The sequence below is a fragment of the Psychrobacter sp. Pi2-52 genome (genome assembly GCF_904846705.1).
Taxonomy (GTDB): Bacteria; Pseudomonadota; Gammaproteobacteria; order Pseudomonadales; family Moraxellaceae; genus Psychrobacter.
The window spans coordinates 86,457-110,331 of record NZ_CAJHBS010000004.1; the positions used below are offsets into that span (position 1 = coordinate 86,457).

Sequence of the window (23,875 nt, forward strand, 5' to 3'; positions counted from 1 at the left end):
CATCTTGTCATCAAAATATCGACAGCTTTCTAAAGCGGTTGCTTATTAAAACAGAAAATCGCTTATTAAAATAAGTTTGCTGGCTTAGCAAAGGCAAGTATCACGATCCCGATATAAGCAACGGCAGCGATAAGAATGCCTGTTTTTCTTTGTACAGGTGTCGCATCAACCTTAAACGCTTTGATACTTGAGCTAATAGCAGCGATAAGTAAAATGATTTTGGCAAACACCCACTGGACAGGAGCGTTGGCACCCATCAATTGCATTAGCATCATTGCCCCTGACAGGATAAGTAGGGCATAGATAATATGCGTGGCTATTTTGACCACACGTGGTGCGCGGCGGTCTGCGCTGAGTACTAAGTAGCTTTGATATAAAAATAGCACAACAGTCAGCGCTGCCATCAGCATATGTAGGTGTTTCATTGAATATTGCTCCCTCTAAAACTGCAGTATATAGGCTAATTTAAAATACATAGTTGCGATTCAAATCCAATCGGCTATTTGTTTTGACCAGCACATAATGGACTCGCAGGGCTTTGACCTTGCCATTCTGTCGGAGTATAGGCATGGATAGCAAGGGCATGTACTTGGCCGCCTTGTGAAGTAAGCAAAGGCGTGACTAGGCCATATATCAGCTGATGACGCCCGACCAGTCTTTTGCCTTCAAATGCATCGCTAACGATAGTGAGCTTAAAATGGCTTTCTTTACCTTCAAAGTAACCTGAATGAGACATCGACTCATTGATCAGTTCGATATGCTGCGGCGCAAGCGCCTGTAATTCGGTATGAAGTGCGTCGGCAGTAGGTGTGGTACTCATAACAATCCTTCAATGTATTTTGCGCAATTGTATTGGGCAATCTGCAAATAATATTTATCGGCATTATAACAGACACGGTAGGCGGGATAGAGTGTGATTGCCAAATCGCCTAATTGCAAACCCTACCGATTACAGTGCTTATCAACTACAATGCTTGTCAATTATAAAACCTGCAGTGTCCTAGCTATAACTAAAAAAGCAAAGCACAACGCTTTGGCTGTACTTTGCTTCTATGATATCTAAACAAGCGCTGCTAAAGCGTAAAGGTAGTTAATTAGCTACTTATTAACGGCGCGACTGTTGATATAGAGGCGTAACTTTTGGCATCAATGACTGTAACTCTGCGATACGGCTACTGCTTGTTGGGTGAGTGCTGAGGAATTGTGGTGGCTCACCTTGGCTTGCTTTTTGCATTTTTTGCCACAGGGTAACAGCCGCCTGAGGGTTATAACCTGCACGTGCCATCAGCTCAAGACCGATCTGATCGGCTTCGCTTTCTTGAGTGCGACTGTGGGGTAGGCTCAAGCCTAAATTACCAGCAGTACCTGCTAGCTCAGCCTGTCCTTGTGATAAGCCAAATATACTAGCAGCCAGACCGATACCAGTTTGGGTTGCATACTCGCGTGATAGACGCTCGCGTGAATGCTCACGCAATGCATGAGAGATTTCATGACCCATAATGGCAGCAATCTCATCATCAGTAAGGTTCAAGCGATCGATGATGCCTGAATAAAACATGATCTTACCACCCGGCACCACAAAGGCATTTAAATCGTTAGACTTGATAGTGTGGACTTCCCATTGCCATTTGGCTGCATCTGCGCGGTAGACGCCAACTTGACCAACCAAGCGATTCGCAATATTTTTTAGGCGGTTTAGCTGAGCGGTATTGGTATCTAGCACACCTTTTGATTTTGCGTCTTGTATTGTTTTGGCATAGCTTTGGGCAGATAGTGCCAATACTTGCTCACTAGACACCAATAGCAACTGCTGACGATCAACACCAACTGCGCCAGAATTGGTAGTGCTGGTACAACCAGTTAAGGTCAGTGCTGACAACGAAGCGGCCATCACTGTCGTGGTTAATAACTTCTTCATAAAAATATCCTCTCTATAAGTTGAAAAAACGTAAAGTCAAACAAGTTGAAAAATAGTGCAGCAGATGTGAGAGCCGTGTTTATTGATCTTTTAGTAAGGCTCATTCATCTGCTTAAACAGTAAAAGTTTACCTTAACTGTCATTGGACATAAGTATAATAATGTTAACCACCTAAAACCAAGATAGGAAAAGTAACAATAAAGCGTATGATTGTAAGTGCGATATGTTTTTATTAGAGTAAAAATAGTGAGTTTTTCTTTTATCGATTGTCTTATGACCACTATAAAGCTAAAGGAAGTAGATCTCAGACTTAAATCTCTATAATTAATGTGCAATATTTTTCATTTAGCTAAAATTAATTCCTGTTTTTAAATCAATTGCTTATGTTGACTTTTCCTGTAAAAAGGGCATTTGGCTAAAAATATTAGAAATAAATTCTAAAAAAGGTGTTGACACCCACAGAATATTTGCTAAAATAGCCAGCCTATCGAGACGGAGTAGTTGTTAATAACGCTACGGATTGATACTAAGCGGGAATAGCTCAGTGGTAGAGCATAACCTTGCCAAGGTTGGGGTCGAGAGTTCGAATCTCTTTTCCCGCTCCAAATATGGCTTGAAAAAGCGCAAAAAGCCTCACTTCACAGTGAGGCTTTTTTTTATGTGTAAAATCTGTCCTAAGCCAGCAAATAGTGGAAATATAGAAATCAAAAACTAAAGCTAACTATCAGCAAGACAGAGATTATCAATATTGAAGAATAGATGCGCACCCCCGAATACCTGAGCAAACTAAACCTATAGCAACATAAGGGTATCCAATGCCACCAAAACCGCTCACATTAATCAGTGCCAAGCTCGCCTTTATCATATCCGCCATCGTCATAGGTATCATGAGTATCACCATGATCGGCTTTGGCTGGGTGCCTCAACTGTCTCTTATATTGGCTATCTGTGTGCTACTGGCTATCGGTATGTATAAAGGGCTCAGCTTTGATGACATGCAAGCGCAAATGGCCTCAGGTGTCATGCGTGGTATTGGTGCTATCTATTTGTTCTTCTTTATCGGACTGATGGTTGCGGCTCTAATGATGTCAGGAGCGATTCCCACACTGATGTATGTAGGCTTTCAGCTGATATCACCTGAGTATTATTATATCTCTGCCTTTATCTTGACCTCTATTATCGGTATTGCATTGGGTAGTAGTTTGACGACTGCCGCTACTTTGGGCGTGGCCTTTATTGGTATGAGTAATGCCTTTGATGCCAATGTGGCGATAGCAGCGGGGGCTGTAGTGTCAGGGGCGTTCTTTGGTGATAAGATGTCGCCCTTATCTGATACTTGTACGATTGCGTCCTCTGTCGTGGGTATTGATCTGTTTGAGCACATTCGCAATATGATGTATACAACCGTACCTGCGTGGATACTGACGGTGATCTTGTTCTGGATGTTCTCAGGACAAACGACCAGTGCTGATTTGAGTCAAGTAACCATATTGCAAGGTCAGTTGATAGACAGTGGTTTGGTACATGGATATTCAGTACTGCCATTTGTGATATTGGTTGGATTGGCACTGTTTCGGGTTAATGCGATTTATACGATTATCTGTACTATAGCAGTGGCATTGATCATTACTTATATCCACAGTTCACCAAGCTTTGGTCAATTGGGTGGTTATCTGTTTGCAGGCTATGCCCCTGCTGAGTCATTAGAGCTGGGTGAGGTAGGTGGTATGCTGTCACGCGGCGGTGTGCAGAGTATGTTCTTTACCCAGGCGATTGTGATACTGGCATTAAGCTTAGGTGGTCTATTAACGGCATTAGGGATTCTGCCAGCACTGCTATCTGGTATTAAGGATACATTGACGACATCAGGACGAGCTATCTTCGCGGCAGCGATGTCAGCACTGAGCATTAACGTGCTAATCGGTGAGCAGTACTTGAGTATTCTACTATCAGGTACGGCATTCCGGTCGACGTTTGAGCGCTTACACTTACATCCGAAGAATCTGTCGCGGACGATTGAGGATGCGGGAACGGTGATTAATCCATTGGTACCTTGGAGTGTGTGCGGGGTGTTTATCAGTCAGGCATTAGGGGTGCCGGTATTAGACTATCTACCTTATGCGTTCTTCTGTTATTTGTCATTGCTATTGACGTTGCTGTTTGGCTTTACGGGGGTCACGATTAGTAAAGTGAAAGAAGGGACGGCGCCCCAAAACCAGTAACAATTGATATCGTTAGGGATAATAAGAGTGTTGATTAATACTGATCCCAGTACGGATTGTCACCGAATTGCTCTGCAATAAAATCAATCAAGTAACGACAACGCTGCGACAAAAAACGATTCTTTGGATAAACAGCATAAGCGGTTAGGGTTGGCAGTTGATAGTGTTGGAATACAGGTACCAGCTCGCCAAGCGCCAGTTTTTTATAAGCAATAAAAGTCGGCACAAAGGTAATCCCATGCCCTTTGACTGCCAAATCTACTAAGAACTCACCATTGGTGGCTTTGATTTTGGCATCTATCGTACGATGATGACTTCTGCCTTCAGTATCCACCAAGTTTATACTATTGGTTTGACCGAGACTGTATTGCAAAAGCGCATGGTTGTCTAAATCGTCTAGCGTCTCAGGCGTGCCCATTCTTGCCAAATAATCGGGACTGGCGCAAATCACACAACGAATCAATGCCAACTTTTTTGCTTGATAGCTAGAATCTTGTAGCTCGCCGATTCGAATGGCCAACTCATAACCTTCTTCAATCAAATCGATACGTCGGTCAGAAAAATCCAGATCGAATCTCAGATTGGGATGTTTATTGGCGTATTTATCAATCACATCGTTTAGATGCATGAGTCCAAAGGACAACGGCGCTGTCATCTTCAATGTGCCTTCGATACGCATAGGAGCGTCAGTAGCATGCTCATTGATAGCGTCAACCGCACGCAAAATATTGTTTACTTGCTGATAATATTGCTCACCAGCTTGCGTCAATTTAGATTGGCGGGTAGTACGGCTGATTAATTGACTGCCTAAACGCTCTTCCAATTCTTTGAGTCGGCGACTGACGGCTGATTTTGCAATATTTAACTGCTCAGCCGCTTTGGTAATACTACCTGCCTCAACAATGCGTACAAACATCGCCATGTCTTCTAACTGTCCCATTATCGATGCCTCATTATTGTTCTAATAAAAAGAATAGTTATTTGCATTTATGTCTGTTTATCTCTATATAGTCAACAATTATAATAGATACATTGTTCAATCACGTGAATTAATAACAAATATATAGATAATAAACGTATGGACAGTTAAGGATAAATAATGAAAACGATCTATCATGCAGCAGACTCACGCGGTAATGCCAATCATGGCTGGCTAAAAAGCCGTCATACCTTTAGTTTTGCCAATTACTATAATCCTGAGCGTATGGGCTGTGGTGTTTTACGTGTCATCAATGATGATTTTGTCATTGGTGGTCAAGGGTTTGGCAAGCACTCACACCGTGATATGGAAATTATCAGCATTCCTCTAGCTGGCAAACTTGCGCATGGCGATAGCATCGGTAATGAGGGCATGATTGAGACGGGTGAGATCCAAGTCATGTCAGCGGGCACAGGCATCACTCATAGTGAAATGAATGGCAGTCGTGAAGAAGCTGTGAGATTTTTACAGATCTGGGTCATGCCAAATAAAATGAGTGTTGCTCCTCGCTATCAGCAAGTGCACATGGGGACCATCATGACGCCCAATGAATTCAATCAGGTGCTATCACCAAATGCAGATGATGCAGGGGTTTGGATTCATCAAGATGCTTGGTTCAGTATGGGAGAGTTTGATGAAGGCGTGACGCAGACCTACCAACTAAACAATCCTAATAATGGTGTTTATATTTTTGTGATTGCAGGAACAGTCGTGATAGACGGTAACATTTTGTTTACTCGAGATGGCCTTAGGGTTTGGGATACTAAGCACTTCACTATGGAAGTGAAAGAGGCGGCAAAAGTATTGCTGATGGAAGTGCCGCTTTCTATGTAGATCACGGATGAGCACCGTAGCATCGTTCGTTCGCTCGACTAACCGCATACAGATCAAGAGGTGCCACATGACGATTAGAACTCTAGAGCCACGATCAACGGAGGTTGGTGGTGTTCCTATCGCACGGTTATTACCCAATAAAGGCAAACAACCGATTGGCGCATGGTGCTTTTTGGATCATGCAGGGCCAGCTGAGTTTGCTCAAGATGATTTAGGTGTCCAAGTTGGGCGCCATCCGCATACCAATCTACAGACGTTTAGCTGGATGATTGATGGTGAGATTTTACACAAAGACAGCTTAGGTAGCGAGCAAGTCATTGCCAAAAACCAAGTCAACCTCATGACAGCTGGTACAGGATTGAATCAAGGTATTAGCCATACAGAGCAAAGCGTTTTTTTGGACAGTGCTGACTCAGATGTTGCTCACTCAAGCGTCACTGCACGTAGTATCAATATGATACAGCTGTGGATTGCTTTACCCACTGACCAGCAGATTGAACGCAGTTTTCATCATTACCCAGAGCTGCCAGCATGGACTGAGGGCAACGTCGAGCTGATTCTGACCACGGGCAGTTACAAATCAGCATCTGGTGAGCACCATCAAGCGCCAACGTTGCAGTACTCAAAGATAGTTGGTATCGATGTACATTTTTTAGAAGATGGAGACGTCACGCTGAATTTGGAGGCGAGCTTTGAGTACGGTATTTTAGTGGTTGTCGGTACGCTAGAGTCTGAAGGTGAAGTATACAAGAAAGACCAGTTATTGCGCTTTGATCATGATGACATGATCGACAAGACCTCTATAAAGCTGGTAGCAAACAAGGGCACACGTTTGATGTTCATTGGTGGGGAGCCTCTAAGCAACCAAGTATTACTGTGGTGGAATTTTGTCGCTGACAACAAAGAGGAGCTCAAGCAATCGGTCATTGATTGGAACAATGGTCATGAGCGTTTTGGTGAAGTGGATTCTAATATGCAGCGTCTGGTGGCACCAGAACTACCCAAAGGCTTCAAAGGCTAATTATCAACACGAAAAATTTATTAATCTATTTTTCAAAGGTAATCATCATCGTTAAGTTTTTTTACAAAAAATACATGGGGTTTCAGGTAAATTGTTCCGATAATAGCCCACATAAACAAACTATTTCATAAAAACTTGTTGATCACAAGATCGACAAGGTCTATCAACCCAGAGCAAATCATTCCTACAACAATATGGAGAAGTACCATGTCAGAACTAAAAGACTTACAGCAATTAGCAGAAAAGCGCCGTTCTATCTATGCACTAAGCGACCAGTTGCCAGTATCTAACGATGAAGTCGTAAAAGTAGTTGAGCATGCTGTCTTGCATACACCATCATCATTTAACTCGCAATCAACGCGTGTCGTTGTGTTATTCGGCGATGATCATCACAAACTATGGGATATGACTGAAGATGTACTACGTGCAATCGTCGGTGATGAAGAAGCGTTTAAATCTACTAAAGACAAAATTGCTGGCTTTAGAGCGGGTGCTGGTACGGTATTGTTCTTTGAAGATAAAGCAGTGGTGAGAGGCATGCAAGAAGCGGCGCCTTTATATGCTGATAATTTCCCAATTTGGGCAACTCAGACCAACGCAATGCATCAATACGTCATCTGGACGGCGCTAGCAAGCATTGATGTCGGTGCGAACTTGCAGCACTATAACCCAGTAATCGATCAAAAAGTAGCTAGCGCTTGGAACATCGATGCAGATTGGGAACTAAAAGCGCAAATGGTATTTGGTAAGATTGAGCAGCCAGCAGGCGACAAAGAATTCAAGCCACTTGATGAGCGTATGAAAGTATTTGGTGCTTAATGTTGTTGTTTGAGAATAGACAACCTATGGCCTTGCTTAGGAAGTTTGCTAAATAAACTACAGAGCACGTAAAAAACGTCACCCAATCATCGGGTGGCGTTTTTTTATGAATAATAAATATTAAAGACAGTACAGCTACACTGGATGTTTGCAGAACTGATGCGACAATTTAATGATTATTTACGTTGCATCAAACTGTTGGCGACCCATGCTGGACCGATTAATAAAAACTGTAAATCTTCAAAAAACGAGGGTTTTTTGCCTTCGATTTTATGACCAATAAACTGACCAATCCAAGCAACGACAAATACTGCCGCCCACGCTTTGAATCCCCATGGCATTGCCGCCATGACCGACAGACAAATCAGAATAAACAGCCCCATTGCCAAAAATAGCGGCGTCGATAAGCGTATATAAAATAATAAGACTAATGCGCTCAGTACGAGAGTAAACCATACAGACAGCGACATTCCCATCCCCAACAAACTCACAAAAATCGTCGGCACACATAGCCAATGGATTTTCTTATTAATCAGGTTTTGGTGACTGACCGCATACTCACTGAGCCACTGCTCAAGCGTGCGTTTGGACATTTTGGGTTGACGAGACATACTAACCTCCTTGTTAGTAAATGAAATAAGACGCTGACATGCGCTATCAATTTAAATATTAACATGCGCAATTAGTACCAGTTGTAGCACTAATTGCGCGTGTCTGCCATTTTATCTGATAGACGGCACAGTCAATTTCGCTCGTATTGCCAATGCGATATTGGTAAGACTTATCTCAATATCTCAAACGCTTTTTTCTACAGATGTTGCTATTAACCTCGTTCGCTGCGATGCCACTCATAGAGACCGACAAAGGCGTTTACCTGATACACCATAGTCTGAATCGCAAAAATATAGTTACCAGACATGAGATTGACGATTAGCCAAACAAAGTTGACGATGATCCATAACCACCAGTTAAAGGAATAACGCAGAATCATGGCAGCTTGCGCGGTAATAGAAAGTACAAAGGCAATGACGTTGATCCAAAAGAAAGAGATGAATCCCAAAAACAGGCTATTATCATCCTCTACGACGGCATAACCGTAGCTCGCCAGTAGATCATTGACGGTTGGGAAAAGGGCAAGACCGATGATGATAAATGCGGCAGTGATCAACCACACCGCTTTACTCGCTGATTTGGGTATCATGTCGCCATCAGGATCGGTGTGCTTCGACCAATAAAAAATACCATAAACATGGGTAAAAAAGTTAAATAGTGGAGCAAGCATCAAACCAACTGCGCCAGACGTTGCCTGTACGATGACTTCGCCAGCCGTTGCCCCCATGCCAAAGCCATTGCCCATGACGTTTTTGCGGAATGATAGCGAGACCACGCAAACCAAACCAATGAACGAGACCGCTAAATAAAACCAATCAAGCGTGGTATGGTCTGTCGTAAGCCAAAAACCTGCGGATAAGGCAATAACACCGCAAATAAACCAAATGATAATCCATTGCATCGCCCATTTTCCGGTGATGTTGTCCAATAGCTGAATACGCATCGCTTTTCCCCTAAAGTAAATACTGATATCAATATAGTGCTAACTGTCATGTATTAGTTAAATAAAGTGTGCTAGTTAAATAACATGTGCTAATTGAATAAATTATTATAAATATGCTCAGTACAGTTTATGATTTTTTGCCATAGATATATTGATCAATCAATAACAATGCTTGCTGATAGCGAGCGTCATAGTCGGGCTGATCAATCATATGCGGTGCAATATCGTGACGCGCAAAAATATCTATCAAACGCTGCTCAAAGCGTCCACGCGCTTCAGGCGTACCCAAAGATCGCATACCATCGTCAACCCATGGCGTATTATTGTCTAGCATGATGGTGTGGTCTAAACGAAACTCATCAATACAAGCAGCCACAAAAGGATGTGTACGACCCTCATACTCTTCACAAAATGCTTGCGTAGTGACAAAGTCAGTATCAACGATGGTAATAGGGGCCGTTGCATTGGCTTTAGCTTCTCGGATTGCCTCAGCATGGTCGAGACAAATAGGGCCATAATCACTGTACTGTAATCCAACCTCGCTACCACCCAAATCTGTACCAACATACAGACGCCCCATCTCTAAGGCAAAGCTGGCACCATAATAATTGGCAAGCTTATGGACTAGCGTTGTCTTACCTGAGCTTTCACCGCCGACGATAGCGACAGTCTTGGTATAGTCGATGCGCGCTTGCGGATGAAGTGCTGACCAGTGGGCGACTGGATCACGCGCAATCGCATAAGAGTCAAAATCAGGCTGTAGCGGCGTAGTAACGACTGGCAAAAGCAACTGCTCTTGTATGTCATTGCGAGTAAGCGGATGGTTTTCCGCTATAAACAATACAGTCTCTACTGATAGTGATAATGCGTCCATTAAGCGTTGCAATTTGGCATTACTGGCAGCGACATCGATACTGACATCATCGCTAGTGCTATACAGATGTTCGTGCAGCGGTAGCTCTATCTCATGAGTAGTATGAATATGAATAAATGGCAAGTCGGCACAGGCCATCTGTAGCCAACGTGCTTTGTCTTGCAAGGTAATAGCAAAATCTGGATGCGGCGATGGATGCGCCATAATAACGATATGTAAGGTTTTGGCTTGTCCTGCTGCATCCAATATGCTGCGCATCTGCCCTAAGTGCAGGGGCTCAAAATGTCCAATCATCAATCCAGTGTCGTACATAGTTATCCTTATTATTTTTTATTTTAATCTCAGTGTTCCATGTCTATTCCAAAGAATACGGCTAATACTGTCTAAGTTAAATGATCCAAAGTAGACATTTATTAAGAACAGTAATACCAACCACGTTCTTTACTTCTAGTATTCTTCGTAAAGGTATTTTTATCTAATAGTTGAGCAGTGTTATAACTTTCATCATAGAACGTCTGAAAACTTAAGTTGCTTATTAGCATGGTATAAAGCTTTTGGAGGATTTGCAGGTGGGTTATTGTAAAAATACGGTATATCGCATGTACACGGAATCGCACGTTTTTTAATTGAGGATTTTCTAACAGAGCAAAGTTGGTTAGCTAAAAATTTATCCGGACTATCAAAATTTTGACTCGATTTTGGCGTTATAAAGCGAGCTTATCTCTTTGATTAAATTAAAAATAACGAGATATGTGAGGCTAGATTGCAAGGTTATAGCAACAAAGATGATTTTGAAACATTTTGAAATAAATATTTAAAATCAGGGACTTGCATGGTGCTATGACAGATTAGGGTAAGCTTGAGTAGCATAAACTCACAAAGTACTGCTATACCTTCAACAGATAAATCCTGAATTATTGATATACTGATTCGTAAGTTAGCAAAGCAAGATAATGTTTTAGCTGAATACGTAAGACAATCAGAAAAATAGAATAAAAAAATAAACAAGAATAGAAAATAGAGAGGTATTTGATTTGGCTAAGTTAGCAAAATTACATCGCTCACCAAACAATCGCATGATAGCAGGTGTGATGGGCGGCATTGCAGAATATGCTGGTTGGTCGCCAACATGGGTGAGAGTATTATTCGTAATCATCTCATCGTTAAGCGCAGCAGTACCAGGCATTTTGATTTATATCATCCTATGGATAATTATGCCAAAAGCCAATAGTCAGTCTTATCAATAACAAAAGCTTGATAGTTATTTTTAAAATTAGGTTTTCTGAACCAGTTAAAGAGTCAAGTTTAAGTTAGACGTAGTTGCTAAAAACAGTAGACCTCTAAAAAATAAAAAGCCTGATCAATCAGGATGCCCAAGATACAATTTTCCTCCTGCCCGAATGCTAGCGCATTTGGGTATTTTTTTATTTATTGTATTAGTGCGACTTCTATGATGATTTGCCTAAAAATACGCTATACAACCGAGATTTTGTGCTCACTATGCAAATTTAGTTGATGTAAATATGGATAAAATAGTCAATTTTTAGTAAGGTGAGCAGGCAGATAGAGTCGTTGCCGAATAGGTCGCGCGAGCGCTATCAGAGATTTATTTAATAATACTCATTTCACAGTGGCTTTACTATGAAAACTGAAACTATGACATCCCAAGCGATAACCCCGATAACCCCGATGACCCAAGATAAAGACTCTCAACCGATGACTTTTCAAGATTTAATCTTAACTTTGCAAAATTATTGGGCCGATAAAGGCTGCGTTGTATTGCAGCCCTACGACATGGAAGTCGGTGCAGGTACTTTTCATACCGCGACGTTTTTGCGCTCGTTAGGTCCTGAGCGCTGGAATGCGGCCTATGTACAGCCATCACGTCGTCCTACTGACGGGCGCTATGGTGATAACCCGAACCGTTTGCAGCATTATTATCAGTTCCAGGTTGTACTAAAGCCAAACCCACCGAACATCCAAGAGCTGTATTTGGACTCACTACGAGCCATTGGTATTGATCCATTGGTGCATGATGTGCGCTTTGTAGAAGACAACTGGGAATCGCCAACGCTTGGTGCGTGGGGACTTGGTTGGGAGATTTGGCTAAACGGTATGGAAGTCACGCAGTTCACGTACTTCCAGCAGGTCGGCGGTATTGAATGTTTCCCAGTCACTGGCGAAATCACTTATGGACTTGAGCGCTTGGCTATGTATGTACAGGGCGTCGATAGCGTTTATGATTTGGTCTGGGCAGATGGTGAGTTTGGCCGTGTCACATATGGCGATGTCTTTCATCAAAACGAAGTCGAGCAGTCTACCTACAACTTTGAGCACGCTGATGTGCCAATGATGGGTGAGATGTTTGACTTTTATGAGCAACAAGCCGACAAATTGGTCGATGCAGGATTGCCGTTACCAGCTTATGAGATGGTATTAAAAGCATCTCATGCCTTTAACTTGCTTGATGCACGCGGCGCTATTTCAGTGACTGAGCGTCAGCGTTTTATCCTACGTGTGCGTACACTTGCTCGTAAGGTTGCTTTTGGTTATGTCGAAGCTCGTGCCAAATTGGGCTTCCCATTGGCTGATGAAGAACATCGCCAAGCCGCACTTGATAAGTATTTGCCAAAAGAAGACGTGGCAGCAGACAGCTTAGCAGTAGACAACTCAGCAAAAAAAACTACTGACACTAATCAATCTACTAACGATAAATAGGAGCATCCCATGAGTACTATTCTATTTGAACTGGGGTGTGAAGAGCTACCTCCAAAAAGCCTAAAACCATTACGTGATGCACTACAAACCAGTGTCACTGAGCAATTGACGGCAGCAGATATTACCTTTGATAGTATCAAAGCCTTTGCTGCTCCGCGCCGTTTGGCAATTCAGATTCAAGGTATTAGCGATAAGCAGCCTGATCGTACTGAGCAAAAACGCGGACCAGCGATTAAAGCGGCGTTCGATGCAGAGGGCAATCCAACACGTGCGGCCATGGGTTTTGCCAAAGGTTTGGGTATTGAAGCTAGCGAGCTTACGACGATTAATACCGATAAAGGTGACTATGTCGGTTTTGAGCAGACTATCCGTGGTCAAGCGACCACTGAGCTACTGCCTGCTATTTTCCAGACCGCGCTAGATAATCTGCCGATTGCTAAGCGTATGCGCTCAGGCGCTAGCCGCAACGAGTTTGTACGTCCAGTACAGTGGGCAGTATTGATGCAGGATGATACTGTCATCGATGCCACTATCCAAGGTCATCAGACTGGTACGCAAACGCGTGGTCATCGCTTCCACAGCTCTGATTATCACAATATTGCTCATGCTAATGATTATGAAGAGTTACTAAGTGGTCTAAAAGTAGTGGCAGATTTTGATAAGCGTCAAATGCTGATCAAAAACCAAGTCAAAGCATTGGCGGATGAAGTCAATTCTGATGCCATCGTACCGCAGGATTTGTTGGACGAAGTCACCGCATTGGTCGATTTCCCAATTGCGCTACGCGCAAGCTTTGAAGCACGTTTTTTACAAGTACCGCAAGAAGCACTTATCTCAACTATGCAAGCGGATCAAAAGTATTTTTGCTTAACCGATAAGGCTGGCAAGCTACAGCCTTACTTTATCTTTATTACCAATATTGAGTCAAAAGACCCGAACCAAATCATTGAAGGTAATGAAAAAGTTGTGCGTCCACGTTTGGCTGATGCAGAGTTTTTCTTTTTACAAGATCAAAAGCAGCCGTTGTTTGCGCTCACAGAAAGCCTGAAAAATCGCGTGTTCCAAGACAAACTGGGTACGATTTGGGAGAAGTCTGAGCGTATTGCCAAGCTGGCAGCGTTCATTGCCACGTTGATGCAGCAGCAAGGCCACGATATCAATGTTGATGAAACCGTACGTGCGGGCATTTTATCTAAAGCAGATTTAGCCAGCTCGCTTGTCGGCGAATACCCTGAATTGCAAGGTATCGCAGGTACGTATTATGCGCGTCTAAATGATGAGCCTGAAGCGGTTGCTGCCAGTTTAGAAGAGCAGTATCTGCCGAAATTCAGTGGCGATGTGCTACCACAAACACCAATTGGCATTTGCTTAGCATTGGCTGATCGTTTGGATACATTGGTTGGGATTTTTGCGATTGATCAAGCACCGACGGGTTCAAAGGATCCGTTTAGCTTACGTCGTTCTGCTATTGGTATCTTGCGTATTTTGATTGAAAAGCAGTTGCCGATTAATCTGGTAGCGCTCGTTGAGCAAGCGATTAAAGGCTATAGTGATGCTGAAGGTAGCAAGATTGCCAAAATGGGTGATACTTTTACCCAAGTCATGGCATTCCTAAACTCGCGCTACCGTGCGATGTATACGGAGCAAGGCGTTAGCGTCGATACGATTCAAGCAGTGCAAGCGATTAACCCGCATATGCCGCTTGATTTTGATCAGCGTATCCGTGCAGTGCAAGCATTTAGCGAGCTGTCACAAGCGTCGATGTTGGCTGACTCAAACAAGCGTGTCGCTAATATATTGGCCAAGTCAGAAGTGAGCGTGGCTGATACAGTCGATGAAGCGCTACTGTCTGAATCTGCTGAGCAAAATTTATATGCGAATGTGAAGCAAGCACAGACAGTGGTACAACCATTGCTTGAGCAAGCGGACTATACGCAAGTATTGCAAACGCTGGCTAGCTTAGATGAGCCGTTGACACAGTTCTTTGATCAAGTAATGGTCAACAGTGAAGATGCTGCGCTTAAAAACAATCGCTTGGCATTGCTAAAGCAGGTTCGTGCCTTGTTCTTGACGGTAGCTGATATCAGTGAGCTACAGCTGTAACCCTGCTAAAACCTGATAGTTACTTTAACCTGATTGTTGTTTTAAATTGACTATTACTTCTGATAAAAAACCTGGCTTATCATGGCCAGGTTTTTTGTTATGCAGTTGACTGGTTTACTCATACAGTTATCCGTTAGATATAACCAGTCAATTAGTGCAATCAGCAATTAAACGGTAAAAGCATTGTATTATCGCTATTATTGACGGTAAAATTTATGCTATCAAAACGTATTAAATAATTTATTTAGTAGATTTCATTATTTCTCACGTTTACCCGTAATCGAAGGAGCACTGCCGTGTTTGCTGTTATTATCGTCATCCTTATTATTTGGGCTTCAATGTGGGCTTTTTATAAGTTTATGTACCCGCGTGCACCTAAAAGCATGATGCCAAAAGAAGGGGATGTGACCACTCCGCGTCAGTGTAATTTCTGTGGCAACAGCTTGGCTGAATATCGCGGCGTACTCGAAACCAAACCAAGCACAGTTACCGATGGCAATGTTGAAGCGAACCAAGAATTGTTCTTTTGCAATTATGAACATCAGGCAGACTTTCATGCAGGCAAGACCTACACGCCTTATGCATAAATAAATGATTGACCAAAAAAAGCGCCTAACTTTATTAACTAGGCGCTTATATGTTTAATACAATACGATGCATCTACAGAATAGAATGAGCATCCTTCATAATTTTATTGAGCAATGCCTCAGACTGTTTGTCTTTCTGCAAGCGATCTTCATCACTTCTTTGATTGGCATGGATTTTTTCATATAGGTTCAAGCAGCACAGTACCAGTATGCTTTCTTGGCTGAGGCTTGGCGCATCTCTTTTTAGATCGAGCGCGTAGTTGTTGATATACGAAACCGCTGACAGTAGCTCTTCTTGCTCATGTACTGGACAAAAGATTGGATAAGTAACCCCAGCAATCGCGATATCAACTTTTTTGATTTGTGGTTCTGGCGCTTTAGGTGTTTTGGTATTAGATTGTGCCATGGCGCTTGATATATTTGATGCTGCTGGTGTCGTTTTTTGCGCTGGTACTGTCGCACTTGTTACTGGTGCACTTGGCGCTTGAGTATTTTTTGGTTGTTTTTCTATCGATTTGCTTTGGTCATCGGTCATGATAAATCCTACAATGTCTGGTCAGTGAAATGAGTGATATCAGATTTTACAAATAGCATTGGGCAGTTGAATAAACAGTACGTCTTTGCTATCTGCTACAAGAATGCGTTAGCCTTCTGCTTGATCGATACGAGTTAGGCGTTGTAATACGACTTGCGTACGCTCGGCTGCCAATTGGTTCTTCTTTTGCAGCTCACTGTTTTGTTGTTTGATATCGCTATACTGCTGCTTTAGCTCATTATTGTGTTGTTGCAGCTCGCTGTTTTGTTGTTGTAATTGGCTGATCTGTTTTTGCAGTTTGTCTTGTTCTTCACCGATCATATGGTGCGCTTCTGCAAGACTCTGATAGCGCTTGTCGAGATCGTTCAGTTGTTTTTTGGCACCGTCACGTTCGTTATGACTGTTATCCAGTTTAGTTTTTAGAGCGGCAAATTCTTTTGAATCAGTAACAGGGTGTTGTTTTAAGCTGCTAAGTTCAGCACTGACAAGCTGATACTGTTTTTTGATGTCGAGTACCATTTTTTCTAATATTCTAAGTTGATCATACATAGTCAGTTTTTATCCTTAACAAGTAAGCGTGAATGAATTTTGTTCGCTGCATTTAATAATGCCATAGGTGACCGCATAATATCTATATCAACAAAGTAATTACAAGCATCAGGCTTTGTCTTTTCACTTTTATTTATCGATGATTTGTTCATGACATTTTATCGCGACTATTTTTATTTTATAAGCAGTAATCAATTACTAGGACATCTATTATGAATGATAATATCTCTGGCTGGAATACTTGGCTGACCGCGTTTGATGATTGGACTGACGTGTCTATCAGCGAAGTGCATGGCATGATGACAGGGCTTATGACGGCTTGTAATGCACCTGATGAAGCAACTTGGGCTAAGGTGTTTGAGGAGCTTAGCTTTGCTCCATTACCGGAGCCTGCATTGACCTTGCTGACAGAAGAAGCGGAAGACATCGTTTTTCAGCTAAAAGACAAAGATGATGCCTACGCGTATATGCCGCTCATCCCAGATGATGAACATGATTTATACGAGCGCGTGATGGCGTTGAAACAGTGGGCAAACGGTTTTATGACCGGTTTTGGTATTACTGATTGTGGTTTGACCAGTGAAGAAAACGAGATGCTATCTGATTTGGCTAAGATTGGCGCAATTCGTCTCGAAGATGATGAAGATTTTGAAGGTGGCGAAGAGTCTTATCTTTATATCTATGAATTTGCTCGTATGGTACCCGTAAGCTTTGCTACGCGTAAGCGTAAGGCTGTCAAAGATATCGCGCTCATCGCTGGTTTGTCTATCGATGCCAAAACAACCAAAGAGCTACAGGCAGAAGGTAAGTTACCAAAACCAATGCCGCCAGTGGTTGATGTGATGAATCATAACAATCCATCATAAGGCAGCTCTGACACATCATAGTTCTGAAAATTGTAGTAAGGATATTTTATGATCCAAAATAACAGTAGTAATAGCGACAACGTCAGTAATAGCGATAACGTTAGCAGTAGCAGCGATGTCCAACTGAAAAGTATCGAGCATCCTACTCAAAGTCTCGATTGGCTAACACGTCTCATCGCCTTTGACACGGTTAGTCGTCATTCTAATTTGGCTTTGATTAATGATGTAAAGTCGTACTGTGAACAGTTAGGTTTGACGGTAGATTTGACTTTTAACGAGGCTAAAACCAAAGCCAATTTGTTTGTGACTGTACCGGCTGGCGAGAACGCTGATATTACTAATAACGGTCTGGTCTTATCAGGCCATACCGACGTTGTACCTGTCGATGGACAAGCGTGGTCTTCAGAGCCATTTACCGCGACGATACGGGGTGATAAGCTATATGGTCGCGGTGCGTGTGATATGAAGGGCTTTATCGCTTGTGCGCTTACGGTATTGCCGCAAGCCGTGCAGTTATCGAACAGCGGTCAGCTACGTCGTCCGTTGCATTTGGCATTGTCGTTCGATGAAGAGGTTGGTTGTTTGGGTGCGCCATTGATTTTGGCAGACCTAAAAGCACGCGGCATCACGCCTGATTACTGTATCGTTGGTGAGCCCACTAACATGGCTATGGTAGTTGCACATAAAGGCATCGCGGTTTATCGTTGCCGTGTACATGGCAAGTCGGCGCATTCGTCATTGATTGCACAAGGTGTCAATGCTATTAGCTATGCCAGCAGATTGGTTGGCTATGTAGATACGCTTGCTGAAGAGTTGAGCGCTCGTGATGATAACGATGCGTTATTTACGGTGCCATATTCGACATTGTCAGTAGGTACCATCCATGGTGGTACAGCGACCAATATCGTACCCAACCTATGCGAGTTTACTTTTGACTATCGTAACCTGCCGCACATGACGCAAGACGATATACTAGCGCCCATTCGAGCCAAAGTCGCTGAGCTAAATGCCCAAATGCAAGCACGCGCGCCAGAGACTGGTATTGAGCTCATGCAAGAAGAAAGCGTTCCCGCCATGATTGATAATGATAGTGCCGAGTTACAATTGTTAATCGCTGCGCTGACAGGAGATGATGAGCGTCATAAAGTGGCTTACGCGACTGAAGGCGGTCAGTTTACCAATGCAGGTATCCCAACGATTATCTGTGGCCCTGGTAGTATTGAGCAGGCGCACAAAGCGGATGAGTATGTGGAGCTTAGTGAAATTGAACGCTGTGATGTGTTTTTAAAGAAGCTATTAGATAGCTGTACGACTCAGCCGTCCATGTAATCGTAATTATTCAGAAGAAGGCATGTCGTTTCTTTAATGATTTCTGCGAGAATTTTTGATATATAGGTATAAATGACACCGTCTTAATGGCGGTGTTTATTTTTTAGTCGCGTATTTAAGTCGTATAGCCTTTCGTATTAGAACCATTTACACATGACAAAGTAGGGGTGGGTTGATGTCTTGGCATCTGTTTGCAGTGTTTTTCGCAAGTACGTTTTTTATCTCGGCGACCCCTGGTCCTAATATGCTGCTGGCGTTTCAGTATGGGATGAACTATGGGGTAAAGCGTACGCTATGGACGCTGGCAGGATTAAGCCTTGGTTTATTCATCCTATTGCTGTCAACCTTGCTAGGGCTAGACGTTATCAGTCGTCAATCGCCTTGGGCTTTAGAAGTAATCAAAACAGTAGGTGCGCTATATCTCATTTATCTGGGTATTCAGTCATGGCGCGATGCTGGTGAGGGCAGCTTGATGAGTGATGCCAAAGAAATGGGCGAGGAGGTCGCGACCGATTATCCGACTACTCTGCCATTTATGACTGATGAGAAAACACCGCAGCCGCGCTCACTATCGAGTGCAGCAGTTAAGTTGTCACCAAACAATATGACCTTATTTCGTACCGGCGTTTGGGTGTCACTGTCTAACCCAAAAGCTATATTATTCTTCGCTGCTTTTTTCCCCAAGTTTATCAATTTTACGGCGCCCCTTTGGCCGCAGTATATAATGCTGACTTTTGGCTTGTTTTTAAGCGAAACCATTTGGCAGATCATCTATACGCTTGGCGGAAAGCAATTGGCTGGCTGGCTTGATGTTGGTGATCGTCTGGCTTGGCTTAATCGCGCTTGCGGGGTGATATTTATCTTAATTGCCGCGGCTTTGTTGGTTGAGGTTATCGGGGGGGGGTATTATAAAAGCATGTTTATCTCAAAGTTAATTTAAACAATTGTTCAATTCATCTAAAAGCTTTATAATCTACTATTTTTCTGAAATCTTACCAAGTATAGTCAATTCTAAATAAAACAGATACATTATATTTTAACGCAAGACTGGTATATGTTTGTCTGGCGTGCTGTGCCTACGTAGACAGAGGCTACAACAAATATAAGCCAGTCCCGCTGTACTATTTTTATATTGAACTCACTATACCTTTAAAAATTAACCGATCCGTTACCACTGATGCCCATACCACTAATGATTGTGCCAGTCATTTTAGAGGGTTCAAAAGGCCTTCGTCACTTCAATTTTATTGCGACTTAATATGACTTTTAAAGAAAAATTAACGACTTTTGGATATTTTGTCCTAATTAACTCTGTTTTCACTGTTTTTATCGCTCTACGGTATTTAAAGTTTTTACCTGAAGTACCGAGTGATAAGCTAGGGCTAGCATTTTTAGTGTTGTCGACATTCTCACATATGGTGGCGCTAACGACTCTTGTCAGCCTGGTGTTGCTGCCCTTTTTCTTTTTACCCAATCGCTTGATACGCCGAACAATTATTGCGACATTAGCATCGTTAATATTGATTTTTCTATTCATTGATACGATCGTCTTTGCCAATTATCGCTTTCATATCAATATTGCCATGCTAGATTTGGTTCTTTCAGGACAGATTGTGAGCTTTTCCATAGCGACTTGGCTTATGGTCATCGGTGCTGTGGCATTGGTATTTGCGATAGAGGTGGGAGTTTTAGCTAGTCTTGAAACCAAGAAAATTAAGCTGCCAGCAAGAACAGGGCGTGTTTTTAGCGTGACCGCAGTAATCGCTTTATTGTTCAGTCATCTGATTCATATCTGGGCGGCCGCGCACGCTTATCAATCCGTCACGCAGCTTAAGCGCTATCTGCCATTATTTCATCCGACAACTTCTAACAGTCTAATGAGTAAATATGGCTGGATTGATGAGGAGGCCTTAGAAAAGCAAAAGTTAATGACCATGCAAAAACAAGGGGATTTTCATTTTCCATTGCAGCCTTTGCAAACCGAAACGGTCGAAAACCCACCAAATATTGTATTTTTGGTCATAGACTCTTGGCGAGAGGAGACTTTTAATGCAGAAAACACCCCAAATCTTTGGAACTTTGCTCAAAATGGCACGATATATCAAGAGCATCTATCAACGGGGAATGCAACACGAGCAGGGGTTTTTGGCTTTTTTTACGGCATTCCATCGACGTATTGGCACAGTGCGATAGACAATAAGACTAGCCCTGTTTTTATTGATCGCATGCAAGAGTTAGATTATCAGTTGGGTATTTTTGCCTCTGCACGCCTGACCAGTCCTGAGTTTGACCAAACGGTGTTTTTGAAAGTTCCTGATTTACGAAAAGAGTCCACAGGAGACACTGCGGTTGCACGTGATCAAAATATCACTGAAGAATGGTTAGACTGGTTTGAACAAAAGGATGACTCAAAGCCTTCCTTCTCATTCTTATTTTATGATGCGCCGCACGGATATGCATTCCCTGAAGATTATGATCATCGCTATGAGCCGATGTTATCTGAAGTCAATTATTTAAAGCTAAACAATAATACCGACCCCATGCCATTGATGAATCGTTATAAGACCAGCGTGCACTTCATTGATAGCTTGGCTAAGCAAGTATTGAATGCACTGAGTGCGTCAGGAGAGATGGAAAATACCATTGTGGTGATTACCGGCGATCATGGTGAGGAGCTGAACGACAACAAACAAAACTATTGGGGACATAATGGCAATTTTTCCAACCCTCAAGTACACGTTCCCTTTGCTATCATCGGTAAAGGTGTGCCTAAAAATACCAACGGTTGGAATAATCGCTTTACCAGTCATCAAGATGTTGTGCCAACACTAATGCAAAATTATCTTGGGGTCAAAAATCCAGTACAAGATTATTCTATGGGAGTAAATTTATTAGGTAAGCCTATTGATCGTGATTGGTTACTGGTTTCTAGCTATAGTAAATATGCGGTAGTGACCCATAAAGATATTATGGAAGTTGGCTCTGTGGGGCAGTTCTCATATGTCGATAAAAAGTACAAACCATTAAAAGATCAGCCAGATTATGAGCTATTACAGCAAGCACTGGAGCAAATCAGTCGCTTTAGTAAATAGGCTATAACAGTAAACTTTTAGGGTATCTAAATTAAAAAAAGCCGTTTACTATTTAATAGTAAATGGCTTTTTTAATTTAAATTATTGAGTATGTGGTGCTTTGAAAGCACCCTACGACTGAAATGTAATCAATCTATGCCAGCACATCCTCAAGCTCACCTTTCACCATGTGCGGACTGACGAAATCAGTAATACGTACGCTCACGAGTTTACCCAACATCTCATCCATTTTCTCAACATCATGAGGGAACATAACGGTACGGGTATTATCTGCCGTACCAATTAAGCAATCGGGATGACGATTGGCGACTTGTTCAACCAAGACGCGAGTCGTGGTGCCGACCATCTCATGCGTTTTCGCTAGCGTTGAGTCAATGATGACTTTTTGGAATTCTGCCAAGCGCTCTTTTTTAGTTTTGAAACTCACATCATCTGGCAACTCTGCCGCTGGCGTGCCTGGACGCTTAGAGTAGATAAAGCTATAAGAGTGATCGAAGTTCAACTCTTTTGCCAAGTTCAATGTATCTTGGAAGTCTTGTTCGGTCTCACCTGGGAAGCCAATGATAAAGTCGCTCGATAAGTGAATATCAGGACGAATGGCTTTAAGCTTATTGATCTGATTGATATAAACATCAATCGTATGGTTGCGCTTCATCGCTGCCAAGATAGCATTCGAGCCACTCTGAACCGGTAGATGCAAGTGCGAAACCAGCTCTGGTAATTGTGCATACGCATCGATGATGTCATCAGTGAACTCTAGCGGATGGCTGGTCGTATAGCGAATACGTTCGACACCATCGACATGCGAGACATAGTGCAACAGCTCAGCGAAACGGCAAATACTGCCATCGTCTTTTTCGCCGCGATAGCCGTTTACGTTTTGACCCAACAGATTGATTTCACGGATACCTTGAGCGGCAAGGCTGTCAATCTCAGCCAATACGTCATCAAGTGGACGCGATAATTCTTCACCACGCGTATAAGGAACAACGCAAAATGAGCAATACTTTGAGCAACCTTCCATAATAGAGACAAAGGCTTTGTAGCCTTCTACTCTTGGCTCTGGCAAAAAGTCAAACTTTTCGATGCTAGGGAACGACACATCAATCGTACCGATACGATTCTTAGGCGCGATTTCACGTTGCTCATTTGATTGGTCATATAGTTCTGGCAGGCGATGCAAGGTTTGCGGGCCAAATACCATGTCAACATAAGGCGCGCGTTTTTGAATGTTATCGCCTTCTTGGGAGGCTACACAGCCACCGACGCCAATGACGAGGTCAGGACGTTTTTCCTTTAGTTTGCGCCAGCGGCCCAATTCCGAAAAGACTTTTTCTTGCGCTTTTTCGCGGATAGAGCAGGTATTCATCAGTAGTACATCGGCCTCATCGATATCATGAGTGACTTCCATACCATGCGAATCGCCGAGCACGTCTAGCATTTTGCCAGAGTCATAGACATTCATCTGACAACCTTGGGTCGTGACAAAGACCTTTTTTGTCGCTGCTTTTTCGAAAGGCGCTTGGGCTGAACTTGCTTCTTTGAGTGCAGTGACAGCACGTGCGGTGACAGTCGTCTCAGCAACAGCATCGTCATCGATGCGGGGATTGAATACAGTAACACTCATAAGGATAAGTCCATGATTGACCAAAAATATAGCGGAGTAGCCGATTAACAGGTGGCGTATTTTATCACAACCCTGTGCCAATGTGAAAAATTAGCACGAGCGATAGGTCCTCAATATGATAAATAATTCATAGCAGTATCAATTATTTACTGTCGTTCGTATTACTATTCATAAAAACTGCGGCTCATTATCACTTCTATGTTACACCGTGCTGTCCTATTTATTAACAAAAGGTAAAGGAGATAGT

The 23,875-nt window shown here is 42.7% G+C and carries 22 protein-coding genes and 1 tRNA gene; 13 read left to right on the top strand and 10 right to left on the bottom strand.

The genetic code is table 11. From position 1 onward, the window contains the following. Positions 1–65: 65 nt before the first annotated feature. The 3 genes from JMY00_RS03695 to JMY00_RS03705 form a co-directional block, all read right to left on the bottom strand. Positions 66–425: a SirB2 family protein gene (locus JMY00_RS03695; protein WP_101205742.1), complete on the bottom strand. Its 360-nt coding sequence runs from the start codon at positions 423–425 to the stop codon at positions 66–68. A 74-nt stretch (positions 426–499) separates the two neighbouring features. Next, positions 500–820, bottom strand: a complete 321-nt coding sequence (locus JMY00_RS03700) for a BolA family protein (protein ID WP_201579172.1) — start codon at positions 818–820, stop codon at positions 500–502. 285 nt (positions 821–1,105) lie between these two features. Next, complete coding sequence (locus JMY00_RS03705) at positions 1,106–1,918, bottom strand: M48 family metallopeptidase (protein WP_057761502.1); 813 nt, start codon at positions 1,916–1,918, stop codon at positions 1,106–1,108. Positions 1,919–2,448: 530 nt separating this feature from the next. On the opposite strand from JMY00_RS03705, the gene JMY00_RS03710 reads away from it, so the two are divergent. Then, positions 2,449–2,523: transfer RNA gene (locus tag JMY00_RS03710), tRNA-Gly, on the top strand. 210 nt (positions 2,524–2,733) lie between these two features. Then, complete coding sequence (locus JMY00_RS03715; RefSeq protein ID WP_201579173.1) at positions 2,734–4,140, top strand: Na+/H+ antiporter NhaC family protein; 1,407 nt, start codon at positions 2,734–2,736, stop codon at positions 4,138–4,140. Positions 4,141–4,174: 34 nt separating this feature from the next. Here the strand turns inward: JMY00_RS03715 and JMY00_RS03720 are convergent, their stop codons facing one another. After that, positions 4,175–5,080 carry a LysR family transcriptional regulator gene (locus JMY00_RS03720; RefSeq protein ID WP_201579174.1) on the bottom strand — a complete coding sequence of 302 codons (906 nt, stop codon included), beginning with the start codon at positions 5,078–5,080 and terminating at the stop codon, positions 4,175–4,177. Between the two features lie 159 nt (positions 5,081–5,239). On the opposite strand from JMY00_RS03720, the gene JMY00_RS03725 reads away from it, so the two are divergent. The 3 genes from JMY00_RS03725 to JMY00_RS03735 all read left to right on the top strand — a co-directional run bounded on the left by JMY00_RS03725 (position 5,240) and on the right by JMY00_RS03735 (position 7,793). Next, on the top strand, positions 5,240–5,953 hold the full coding sequence (locus tag JMY00_RS03725; RefSeq protein WP_201579175.1) for a pirin family protein: 714 nt from the start codon (positions 5,240–5,242) through the stop codon (positions 5,951–5,953). Between the two features lie 67 nt (positions 5,954–6,020). Continuing rightward, complete coding sequence (locus JMY00_RS03730; RefSeq protein ID WP_201579176.1) at positions 6,021–6,974, top strand: pirin family protein; 954 nt, start codon at positions 6,021–6,023, stop codon at positions 6,972–6,974. Between the two features lie 207 nt (positions 6,975–7,181). Then, positions 7,182–7,793, top strand: a complete 612-nt coding sequence (locus JMY00_RS03735) for a nitroreductase family protein (RefSeq protein ID WP_201579177.1) — start codon at positions 7,182–7,184, stop codon at positions 7,791–7,793. A gap of 176 nt (positions 7,794–7,969) precedes the next feature. Here the strand turns inward: JMY00_RS03735 and JMY00_RS03740 are convergent, their stop codons facing one another. The 3 genes from JMY00_RS03740 to nadR all read right to left on the bottom strand — a co-directional run bounded on the left by JMY00_RS03740 (position 7,970) and on the right by nadR (position 10,534). Next, positions 7,970–8,404: an Mpo1-like protein gene (locus JMY00_RS03740; protein ID WP_071003023.1), complete on the bottom strand. Its 435-nt coding sequence runs from the start codon at positions 8,402–8,404 to the stop codon at positions 7,970–7,972. A 212-nt stretch (positions 8,405–8,616) separates the two neighbouring features. After that, positions 8,617–9,348, bottom strand: coding sequence for a nicotinamide riboside transporter PnuC (gene pnuC / locus JMY00_RS03745; protein WP_201579178.1), 732 nt, complete (start codon positions 9,346–9,348; stop codon positions 8,617–8,619). Positions 9,349–9,475: 127 nt separating this feature from the next. After that, positions 9,476–10,534, bottom strand: a complete 1,059-nt coding sequence (gene nadR, locus JMY00_RS03750; protein ID WP_201579179.1) for a multifunctional transcriptional regulator/nicotinamide-nucleotide adenylyltransferase/ribosylnicotinamide kinase NadR — start codon at positions 10,532–10,534, stop codon at positions 9,476–9,478. 722 nt (positions 10,535–11,256) lie between these two features. On the opposite strand from nadR, the gene JMY00_RS03755 reads away from it, so the two are divergent. From JMY00_RS03755 to JMY00_RS03770, 4 genes are all read left to right on the top strand, one after another. After that, complete coding sequence (locus JMY00_RS03755; RefSeq protein ID WP_057761485.1) at positions 11,257–11,469, top strand: PspC domain-containing protein; 213 nt, start codon at positions 11,257–11,259, stop codon at positions 11,467–11,469. Between the two features lie 469 nt (positions 11,470–11,938). Further along, complete coding sequence (gene glyQ / locus JMY00_RS03760) at positions 11,939–12,940, top strand: glycine--tRNA ligase subunit alpha (RefSeq protein ID WP_201579234.1); 1,002 nt, start codon at positions 11,939–11,941, stop codon at positions 12,938–12,940. Positions 12,941–12,949: 9 nt separating this feature from the next. Beyond that, complete coding sequence (glyS, locus tag JMY00_RS03765; protein ID WP_201579180.1) at positions 12,950–15,043, top strand: glycine--tRNA ligase subunit beta; 2,094 nt, start codon at positions 12,950–12,952, stop codon at positions 15,041–15,043. A 296-nt stretch (positions 15,044–15,339) separates the two neighbouring features. Next, positions 15,340–15,630: a hypothetical protein gene (locus JMY00_RS03770; RefSeq protein ID WP_227522949.1), complete on the top strand. Its 291-nt coding sequence runs from the start codon at positions 15,340–15,342 to the stop codon at positions 15,628–15,630. Between the two features lie 73 nt (positions 15,631–15,703). Here the strand turns inward: JMY00_RS03770 and JMY00_RS03775 are convergent, their stop codons facing one another. Together JMY00_RS03775 and JMY00_RS03780 are read right to left on the bottom strand one after the other, a co-directional pair. Then, complete coding sequence (locus tag JMY00_RS03775; RefSeq protein ID WP_201579181.1) at positions 15,704–16,165, bottom strand: cell division protein ZapA; 462 nt, start codon at positions 16,163–16,165, stop codon at positions 15,704–15,706. Positions 16,166–16,273: 108 nt separating this feature from the next. Continuing rightward, positions 16,274–16,714 (bottom strand): hypothetical protein, encoded by a 441-nt coding sequence (locus tag JMY00_RS03780; RefSeq protein WP_057761479.1) that lies wholly within the window; start codon positions 16,712–16,714, stop codon positions 16,274–16,276. Between the two features lie 212 nt (positions 16,715–16,926). Here JMY00_RS03780 and JMY00_RS03785 point away from each other — a divergent pair, with 212 nt between their 5' ends. From JMY00_RS03785 to JMY00_RS03800, 4 genes are all read left to right on the top strand, one after another. Continuing rightward, the gene (locus JMY00_RS03785) at positions 16,927–17,580 is read left to right on the top strand and encodes a UPF0149 family protein (RefSeq protein WP_057761477.1); all 654 of its coding nucleotides are present in this window, start codon (positions 16,927–16,929) and stop codon (positions 17,578–17,580) included. Positions 17,581–17,628: 48 nt separating this feature from the next. After that, on the top strand, positions 17,629–18,909 hold the full coding sequence (gene argE, locus JMY00_RS03790) for an acetylornithine deacetylase (protein ID WP_240990640.1): 1,281 nt from the start codon (positions 17,629–17,631) through the stop codon (positions 18,907–18,909). Positions 18,910–19,084: 175 nt separating this feature from the next. Next, a complete protein-coding gene (locus JMY00_RS03795) occupies positions 19,085–19,849 on the top strand; it encodes a LysE family translocator (protein ID WP_201579182.1) in 765 nt (254 codons plus the stop codon). Positions 19,850–20,168: 319 nt separating this feature from the next. After that, positions 20,169–22,001: a DUF3413 domain-containing protein gene (locus JMY00_RS03800; RefSeq protein WP_201579183.1), complete on the top strand. Its 1,833-nt coding sequence runs from the start codon at positions 20,169–20,171 to the stop codon at positions 21,999–22,001. A 133-nt stretch (positions 22,002–22,134) separates the two neighbouring features. On the opposite strand, the gene miaB is transcribed toward JMY00_RS03800, so the two are convergent. After that, positions 22,135–23,628 (bottom strand): tRNA (N6-isopentenyl adenosine(37)-C2)-methylthiotransferase MiaB, encoded by a 1,494-nt coding sequence (gene miaB / locus JMY00_RS03805; protein ID WP_201579184.1) that lies wholly within the window; start codon positions 23,626–23,628, stop codon positions 22,135–22,137. Positions 23,629–23,875: the final 247 nt, after the last annotated feature.

Coding starts and splice junctions, on each gene's coding strand:
- JMY00_RS03695 (WP_101205742.1), bottom strand. CDS start 425: ATGAAACACCTACATATGCTGATGGCAGCGCTGACTGTTGTGCTATTT.
- JMY00_RS03700 (WP_201579172.1), bottom strand. CDS start 820: ATGAGTACCACACCTACTGCCGACGCACTTCATACCGAATTACAGGCG.
- JMY00_RS03705 (WP_057761502.1), bottom strand. CDS start 1,918: ATGAAGAAGTTATTAACCACGACAGTGATGGCCGCTTCGTTGTCAGCA.
- JMY00_RS03715 (WP_201579173.1), top strand. CDS start 2,734: ATGCCACCAAAACCGCTCACATTAATCAGTGCCAAGCTCGCCTTTATC.
- JMY00_RS03720 (WP_201579174.1), bottom strand. CDS start 5,080: ATGGGACAGTTAGAAGACATGGCGATGTTTGTACGCATTGTTGAGGCA.
- JMY00_RS03725 (WP_201579175.1), top strand. CDS start 5,240: ATGAAAACGATCTATCATGCAGCAGACTCACGCGGTAATGCCAATCAT.
- JMY00_RS03730 (WP_201579176.1), top strand. CDS start 6,021: ATGACGATTAGAACTCTAGAGCCACGATCAACGGAGGTTGGTGGTGTT.
- JMY00_RS03735 (WP_201579177.1), top strand. CDS start 7,182: ATGTCAGAACTAAAAGACTTACAGCAATTAGCAGAAAAGCGCCGTTCT.
- JMY00_RS03740 (WP_071003023.1), bottom strand. CDS start 8,404: ATGTCTCGTCAACCCAAAATGTCCAAACGCACGCTTGAGCAGTGGCTC.
- pnuC (WP_201579178.1), bottom strand. CDS start 9,348: ATGCGTATTCAGCTATTGGACAACATCACCGGAAAATGGGCGATGCAA.
- nadR (WP_201579179.1), bottom strand. CDS start 10,534: ATGTACGACACTGGATTGATGATTGGACATTTTGAGCCCCTGCACTTA.
- glyQ (WP_201579234.1), top strand. CDS start 11,939: ATGACTTTTCAAGATTTAATCTTAACTTTGCAAAATTATTGGGCCGAT.
- glyS (WP_201579180.1), top strand. CDS start 12,950: ATGAGTACTATTCTATTTGAACTGGGGTGTGAAGAGCTACCTCCAAAA.
- JMY00_RS03775 (WP_201579181.1), bottom strand. CDS start 16,165: ATGACCGATGACCAAAGCAAATCGATAGAAAAACAACCAAAAAATACT.
- JMY00_RS03780 (WP_057761479.1), bottom strand. CDS start 16,714: ATGTATGATCAACTTAGAATATTAGAAAAAATGGTACTCGACATCAAA.
- JMY00_RS03785 (WP_057761477.1), top strand. CDS start 16,927: ATGAATGATAATATCTCTGGCTGGAATACTTGGCTGACCGCGTTTGAT.
- argE (WP_240990640.1), top strand. CDS start 17,629: ATGATCCAAAATAACAGTAGTAATAGCGACAACGTCAGTAATAGCGAT.
- JMY00_RS03795 (WP_201579182.1), top strand. CDS start 19,085: ATGTCTTGGCATCTGTTTGCAGTGTTTTTCGCAAGTACGTTTTTTATC.
- JMY00_RS03800 (WP_201579183.1), top strand. CDS start 20,169: ATGACTTTTAAAGAAAAATTAACGACTTTTGGATATTTTGTCCTAATT.
- miaB (WP_201579184.1), bottom strand. CDS start 23,628: ATGAGTGTTACTGTATTCAATCCCCGCATCGATGACGATGCTGTTGCT.